Annotated in this window: 6 protein-coding genes; 3 read left to right on the top strand and 3 right to left on the bottom strand. The window is 75.0% G+C overall.

The features are described 5' to 3' along the window. Nucleotides 1-170 precede the first annotated feature (170 nt). From ACFVDM_RS06750 to ACFVDM_RS06740, 3 genes are all read left to right on the top strand, one after another. Nucleotides 171-1,478, top strand: coding sequence for an alpha/beta fold hydrolase (locus tag ACFVDM_RS06750; protein ID WP_383634136.1), 1,308 nt, complete (start codon nt 171-173; stop codon nt 1,476-1,478). Between the two features lie 156 nt (nt 1,479-1,634). Then, nucleotides 1,635-2,258: an adenosylcobinamide amidohydrolase gene (locus ACFVDM_RS06745; protein ID WP_383634457.1), complete on the top strand. Its 624-nt coding sequence runs from the start codon at nt 1,635-1,637 to the stop codon at nt 2,256-2,258. Between the two features lie 46 nt (nt 2,259-2,304). Next, complete coding sequence (locus ACFVDM_RS06740) at nt 2,305-3,213, top strand: NAD(P)-dependent oxidoreductase (protein ID WP_383634134.1); 909 nt, start codon at nt 2,305-2,307, stop codon at nt 3,211-3,213. 7 nt (nt 3,214-3,220) lie between these two features. Here the strand turns inward: ACFVDM_RS06740 and ACFVDM_RS06735 are convergent, their stop codons facing one another. The 3 genes from ACFVDM_RS06735 to ACFVDM_RS06725 form a co-directional block, all read right to left on the bottom strand. Then, nucleotides 3,221-4,483 (bottom strand): sulfite oxidase, encoded by a 1,263-nt coding sequence (locus ACFVDM_RS06735; RefSeq protein ID WP_383634132.1) that lies wholly within the window; start codon nt 4,481-4,483, stop codon nt 3,221-3,223. Between the two features lie 340 nt (nt 4,484-4,823). Next, on the bottom strand, nt 4,824-5,759 hold the full coding sequence (locus tag ACFVDM_RS06730; RefSeq protein WP_383634130.1) for an RNA polymerase sigma factor SigF: 936 nt from the start codon (nt 5,757-5,759) through the stop codon (nt 4,824-4,826). Between the two features lie 329 nt (nt 5,760-6,088). Further along, nucleotides 6,089-6,703, bottom strand: coding sequence for a helix-turn-helix domain-containing protein (locus ACFVDM_RS06725; RefSeq protein WP_383634128.1), 615 nt, complete (start codon nt 6,701-6,703; stop codon nt 6,089-6,091). Between the last annotated feature and the right edge of the window lie 4 nt (nt 6,704-6,707).

The following is a 6,707-nucleotide window of genomic DNA, read 5'->3' as shown; positions in this document are numbered from 1 at the left end:
GGGGGTGTACGAGCTGCCGAGTGAGAGCAGCACGACCTTGCGGCCGTCCGGCGGCGGCCCCCCCCCCCCCCGCGGGGGGCGGGGGGGCCCCCCGCCCGGCCCCGCACCCGCACGGGCGCGGCCCCACCCCCCCCGTGACCCGCACCGCCACGCGCAAGGAGCACAGCACCATGACCGCCCCCGCCCCCGCCCCCGTCTCCTACCGCCACGGCGGCCTGGTCTGCACCGACCACACCCTTTCCGTCCCTCTCGACCACGCGGACCCGGCCGGCCCCGCCATCGGCCTCTTCGCCCGCGAGGTGGTCGCCGAGGGCCGCGAGCACGAGGACCTGCCCCGGCTCCTGTGGCTCCAGGGCGGCCCCGGAGGCCGCGCCGAACGCCCCAACGCGGCCGGAGCCTGGCTGCGCCGCGCGCTCGCCGGCCACCGCGTCGTCCTCATGGACCAGCGCGGCACGGGCCGCTCCACCCCCGCGGACCGGACCACCCTCGCCCGCTTCGGCGACGACACCGAAGCCGCCGCCGCGTACCTCGCGCACTTCCGCGCCGACTCCCTCGTCCGCGACGCGGAACTGCTGCGCCGCCACCTCCAGGGCGACCGCCCCTGGTCCGTCCTCGGCCAGAGCTTCGGCGGCTTCACCACCCTGACCTATCTCTCCCTCGCCCCCGAAGGGCTGACCCGGGCGTTCGTCACCGGTGGTCTGCCCACGCTGACCGGCCACGCCGACGACGTCTACCGCGCCGCCTACGCCCGCACCCTCGCCCACAACGAGCGCTACTTCGCCCGCTACCCCGGCGACCAGGCCCTCGCCGAGGCCGTCGCCGCCCACCTCGACGCCCACGACGTCCGGATGCCCACCGGCGAACGCCTCACCGTCCGCCGCTTCCAGACCCTCGGCATCACCTTCGGCACCGCCGCCAAGTTCGACTCCCTCCACTACCTCCTGGAGACCGCCTTCACCGACGGCGCCCACGGACCCGCCCTCACCGACACCTTCCTGCGCGGCGTCGACGCCGCGGTCTCCTTCGCCGAACGCCCCCTGTACGCCGCGCTCCACGAGCCGATCTACGCCCAGGGCGGCCGCCCCACCGACTGGTCCGCCCACCGGATCCGCGCGGAGTTCCCCGCCTTCGACGCCACCGCCGGCGGCCCCCTGCGCTTCACCGGCGAGATGGTCTACCCCTGGCAGTTCGACGAGGACCCCGCGCTCGTCCCGCTGCGCGGCACCGCCGAGGCGCTCGCCGCCCGCACCGACTGGCCGGCCCTCTACGACCTGGACCGGCTCGCCGCCAACGAGGTCCCCGTCTTCGCGGCCGTCTACCACGACGACATGTACGTCGACCGGGACCACGCCCTCGTCACCGCCGACCGGGTACGTGGCCTGCGCACCTGGGTCACCGACGCCTACGCGCACGACGGGGTCCGCGCCGACGCCGCGGTCCTGGACCGCCTGCTCGCCATGGCCGACGGCGCGGCCTGACCCGGTCCGGGGGCCGGGCGGGGCGCCCCGGGGGAGCGCGGCCCCGGCCCCTATGATCGACGGGTCACCCCGGCCCACGGCCGTCCCGTCGCACACCCCCGGGAGCATCCCATCGGTTCCGTACGCGTCCGGCTGCCCGAACAGCGCGGCGAGCTGCTGGCCCGGCACGAGGACGGGGCCGAACTGCACCATCTCGTCTGGCGGCTGGGGCCCGGCTGGCGGGTGTGCAGCAGCGCGGTCCTCGGCGGCGGCATCGGCCCCCGCTCCTGGATCCTCAACGCCCAGGTGCCCGGCGGCTATCCGCGGATGGACCCCGACCGCCACCTCGCCGAGATCGCCGCCGCCGAAGGGCTCGCCGGACCGGGCGCGGGGCTGATGACGGCCGCCGACGTCACCGCGTACACACGGCGCACCGACGAGGCGGTCACCGCCACCGCCACCTGCGGTCTCGGTGTGAGAGGCTGGGCGGCGGCACCGGCCGAGGGCGAGCCGGGCCCGCACCTCCCGGGTACGGTCAACATCGTCGTCACCGTGCCCGTGGCCCTGTCCGACGCCGCGCTCGTCAACGCCGTCGCCACCGCGACCGAGGCCAAGGTGCAGGCACTTCTGGACGCCGGACTCGACTGCTCGGGCACCCCGACCGACTCCGTCTGCGTCGCCGCCCCCGCACCCGACGGCGGCGGGGGAGAACCCTTCGCGGGCCCCCGCTCCCGCTGGGGCGCCCGCCTCGCCCGAGCCGTGCACGCCGCAGTCCTGGACGGCGCGCTGCGGCAGTCCTGAGCACCCGCGCCGCGCCCGCGCGCGGCCGACGAGAGGAAGCATCCCCATGACCTCGGCACCCGGCACCCCGGACCGCCCCGCCACCACCGTCGCCGTACTCGGCACCGGGATCATGGGCGCCGCCATGGCCCGCAGCCTGCTCCGCGCCGGACTCGACGTCCGGGTCTGGAACCGCACCCACGCCAAGGCGGCCCCGCTCGCCGCCGACGGCGCCACGGTCGCGGACACCGCCGCCGACGCCGTGCGCGGCGCCGACGTCGTCGTCGCCGCGCTCAACGACGGCATGGCGGTGGCCGCCGCGCTCACCGCCGCGTCCGACGGAGTCCACCGGGGCCAGATCCTCCTCCAGACCTCCACCGTCGGCCCGGACGCCACCGTCGAACTGGCCCAGCGCGCCGCCGACCTGGGCCTCGTCTACCTCGACGCGCCGGTCGCCGGCACCCGGGAGCCCGCCGAACGGGGCCTGCTCACCGTGCTGGTCTCCGGGCCGTCGACCGCCCGCGCCGTGACCGGCCCGGTGCTGGACGCGATCGGGCAGCGCACGGTCTGGGCGGGCGAGGAGCCGGGTGCCGCCTCCCGGCTGAAGCTCGTCCTGAACACCTGGGTCATCGCCCTGGTCGGCGGGGTGGCGGAAACCCTGAACCTGGCCCACGGGCTCGGCGTGGAACCGGAGGCGTTCCTCGACATCGTCCGCGGCGGCCCCCTCGACACGGGCTACCTCCAGGGCAAGTCCGCCGCCCTGCTCTCCGGCGACCTGACCCCGAGCTTCGCCGTGACCACCGCCCTCAAGGACACCCGGCTGATCCTGGAGGCCGCCGAGCGCTCCGGCGTACGGCTGGACCTCACCGCCGCGAGCGAGGCCCGCTTCGCCCGCGCCGAGGCGGCCGGACACGGCGACGAGGACATGATCGCCACCTACTACGCCGGCGTCCCCGAGGAGCACGGCACCCGCTGACCGGAGGTCAGACGACCCGCACCTCGTGACGGACCACCGCGTCGAAGAGATAGCCCTGGGTGTTGGGCGCGGCGACCGCCGGCTGGGTACGCCCCGACCGGTCGGTCGCCCGCGCCAGCAGCACGGCCGGGCCCGGGGTGCGCGGCACCCACGGTGCCGACCAGCGGACCCAGCTCCCGGCGCGCGGTACGTCGTGCAGCCGGGCGCGGTGCCACCGGGTCCCGCCGTCCGTGCTGACCTCGACCGAGCGCACCGGGGCCCCGCCCGACCAGGACCGCCCCGTCAGCACCTGGTGCCGCCCGGCCGGGAACTCCGCGCCCGGCGCCACCTCGAACGCGCTCTTCAGCGTCTGCCGTGTCAGCGGCGCACTGCCCTCCGCCGGGTAGCCCGGTCCGAACAGGCGGTAGAGACCGGTGTTCCAGGGGGAGAGCAGCGGACGGGTGCTCACCTCGATGTCGCCCAGCCACTTGATGTTGGCGATCCCCACCCAGGACGGCACGATCAGCCGCACCGGATGGCCGTGGTCGGGCGGCAGCGGCTCGCCGTTCATCTCGTACGCGAGCAGGACGTCGTCCAGGGCCTTCGCGACCGGCAGCGGCCGCCGCACCCGCCCCAGAACGATTCCGTCGCTGACGACCTCGTCGTCCAGGCCGCGCGGCAGGATGTCGACCGCCCGCCGGGTGAGGCCGGCGCGGCGCAGCACATCGGCGAGCCGCACCCCGCGCCAGCGCGCGGTCCCGATCGCGCCCAGGGTCCACGCGGTGCCGCTGACCTGCTGGTTCTGCTGCGTCGTGTAGTAACTGCGGGCGTTCCCGGCGCATTCGACGAACGCGGTCCTGGTCACGGACGGCAGCGCGCGCAGTTCGTCGTACGTGAACTCCACCGCCGGACCCGCCAGTCCGTCGCCCCAGACCGTGAGCCGCCAGTCGGTGGCGTCGATGCGCGGGGTGACCGTGTGGTTGCGGACGAAGAAGCGGTCGGCCGGGGTGAGCAGTCCGGTGCCGCGCAGCGCGGCGAAGTTGGTCTCCGCGTTGGTGCCGCGCACGGTGAACACCTCGGGCGGCAGCGGCTTCACGATCCCGGGGGCGGCCGCCGCCGCGTGCGCCGTCGCAGGGGCCAGCAGCGGGGCGAGCGGGGCCGCGGCCGACGCGGCGGCCACCAGCCGCAGCAGATCGCGGCGCGCGATCCCCGCGGAGCGCGCCGCGCCCCGGGACCACTGGCGCAGACGGAGGGCGTCGTAGGCGGCCTCGGACGGCGGAACGGGACTCATGGGACGGCTCCGGGGGACGGGGACGCCCCGCGGGCGTCCGGACCGGCGCGGCGCGGGGTGCCAGGGCCGCGGCCGCGGGCGACGCCGGTGAGCGTGTCAGCGGCCCGCGACGGCGTCAACGGCCCCCGAGACGGCCGGAACCCGTGTCCCGGGCCGGAGCGGGCCTGGCTCCCGGCCCGTACCCGGCCGCCCCGTACGGCCACGACCTGCGCGGACGCGCTGAACGCCGGGTCGCGTACGGGGCGGTGCGGCGGGCGGCGCGACCGGTGGGGCGGGCGCCGTGATTTCATCAGGCCGCAACGATCCGGTTGCTCCGAACGGCCCCGGACCCGTCCGGGGCTCACTCCTCGGGGAACATCCCGTTGCGGAGCTTGCGCAGGATCCGGCTGATCAGCCGGGAGACGTGCATCTGCGAGATGCCGAGTTCGGCGCCGATCTGCGACTGCGTCAGCTCCTGGCCGAACCGCAGGTCGATGATGAGCCGTTCGCGTGCGTCGAGGCCGCCGAGCAGCGGGGCCAGGGCGTGCAGGTTCTCCACCGTTTCGAGGGCGGGGTCGGGGCTGCCCAGCACATCGGCGAAGGTGCGTCCTGCCGTGCTCTTGCGGCCCGCGTCCGCCGGGGCCGCGGGCATGTCCAGGGAGCCGGCCGTATAGCCGTTGGCCGCGACGATCCCCTCGGTGACCTCGTCCTCGCTCAGGCCCAGGTGCTCGGCCAGTTCCGGGACGGTCGGGTCCCGGTCCAGCTCGGTGGCGAGGGTCTCCTTGGTCTTGGCGAGGTCCACGCGCAGTTCCTGGAGCCGGCGCGGGACGTGGACCGCCCAGCTGGTGTCGCGGAAGAAGCGCTTGATCTCGCCGGTGATGTACGGCACCGCGAAGGAGGTGAACTCGACCTCGCGGGACAGGTCGAAGCGGTCGATGGCCTTGATCAGCCCGATGGTGCCGACCTGGACGATGTCCTCCATGTCGCCGCTGCCCCGGTTCCGGAACCGCCCGGCGGCGAACCGGACGAGCGACAGGTTCATCTCGATGAGGGTGTTGCGCGCGTACTGATGGGCGGGCGTCCCCTCCTCCAGCGTACGGAGCCGGTCGAAGAAGAGCCGGGACAGCTCCCGCGCGTCCGTGGGGGCCACCTTCCCGGCCTCCTCGATCCAGGGAAGATCGCCGAGTTCCCCGGGGGACGGCGTGCTTCCCGCGTACTCCTCGTTGCCGCCGGCCGGTGCCGTGCCTGCACTCTCCGCTCGCTCCGCCTCGGCAGTCCGCGCAGTGTGCGCCGTCATGTCGTCACGCTCCCCTGGTGGTAGGCCATGAGGTCTGGGCGTCTGCCCGGCCAGGGCGTTCCCATGCGCGAAGAAATGAACTCGGCCATCTCATGGCCGGTTTTCGGCCGGTGCCCGCGGGCTCCCGAGCCGGGACGGTGTGTGACGTTCCGTCATATCAGGGAGGTCGCGGGCATACCGGTACGAAGAACCGCCCCACCGGTACGGGGGAGCCCGGTGGGGCGGTCCTCTCCAGAGTGCCACAGGCGGCCGGGCCCGGGGGACCGACCGGCGCATATCCGGTGGTAGTTGAGTCGAAATCGACCCCCGGCCGACGGGCCGCTGCCGGATCAGTCGCGCGGGTAGCCGACGACGGTGTGGGTGACGGCCGGGGAGTCCTCGGTCGTGTAGTAGTGGCTGTACTGCGCGGAGAACCGCGCGCTGTCGCCCGCCTCCAGGAGATGCGGGACGTCGTCGACCACCAGCGTCACCCGGCCCGACATCACCAGCACGTACTCCACGGACTCCGCCCCGTGCGAGCTGACCTGGCTCTGGGCGTGCGGGTGCAGCCGGGTCCGGTAGATCTCCATACGGCCCTGCTCATGGCCGGAATAGAGCAGGCTCACCGTGGTTTCGTCCTCCGGCTCGACGAGCGAGGAGGCCCGGACGATCTCCGGTTCCAGCAGCGGCCGGCGCAGCAGTTCGGTGCAGTTGGTGCCCAGCACCTCGGCGATCCGGACCAGCACGTCCACGGTGGGGTTGGCCTCGGCCCGCTCGATCTGCGAGAGCAGCCCCTTGCTCACCCCGGTCGCCGCCGACAGCTCGCGCAGGCTCCAGCCGCGCGCCAGCCTGCGGCGGTTGAGGTTTCCGGCCAGCGCGGCCCGTACCCCGGAGGTGCCCGGTTCCCGGGTCCGCGGCGCGGGCACGGCCGCGGGCGGACGGGCGGTGATGGTCGGCTCGGACACCGTT

It is taken from the genome of Streptomyces sp. NPDC057682, from assembly GCF_042799575.1.
Classification (GTDB): domain Bacteria; phylum Actinomycetota; class Actinomycetes; order Streptomycetales; family Streptomycetaceae; genus Streptomyces.
Note: the sequence above shows the minus strand (reverse complement) of the source record. Positions and strands in the feature narration are given on the sequence as shown.

Bases quoted from the DNA above. Each gene is read 5' to 3' on its own strand.
- ACFVDM_RS06750 (WP_383634136.1), top strand. From the start codon at position 171: ATGACCGCCCCCGCCCCCGCCCCCGTCTCCTACCGCCACGGCGGCCTG.
- ACFVDM_RS06740 (WP_383634134.1), top strand. From the start codon at position 2,305: ATGACCTCGGCACCCGGCACCCCGGACCGCCCCGCCACCACCGTCGCC.
- ACFVDM_RS06735 (WP_383634132.1), bottom strand. From the start codon at position 4,483: ATGAGTCCCGTTCCGCCGTCCGAGGCCGCCTACGACGCCCTCCGTCTG.
- ACFVDM_RS06730 (WP_383634130.1), bottom strand. From the start codon at position 5,759: ATGACGGCGCACACTGCGCGGACTGCCGAGGCGGAGCGAGCGGAGAGT.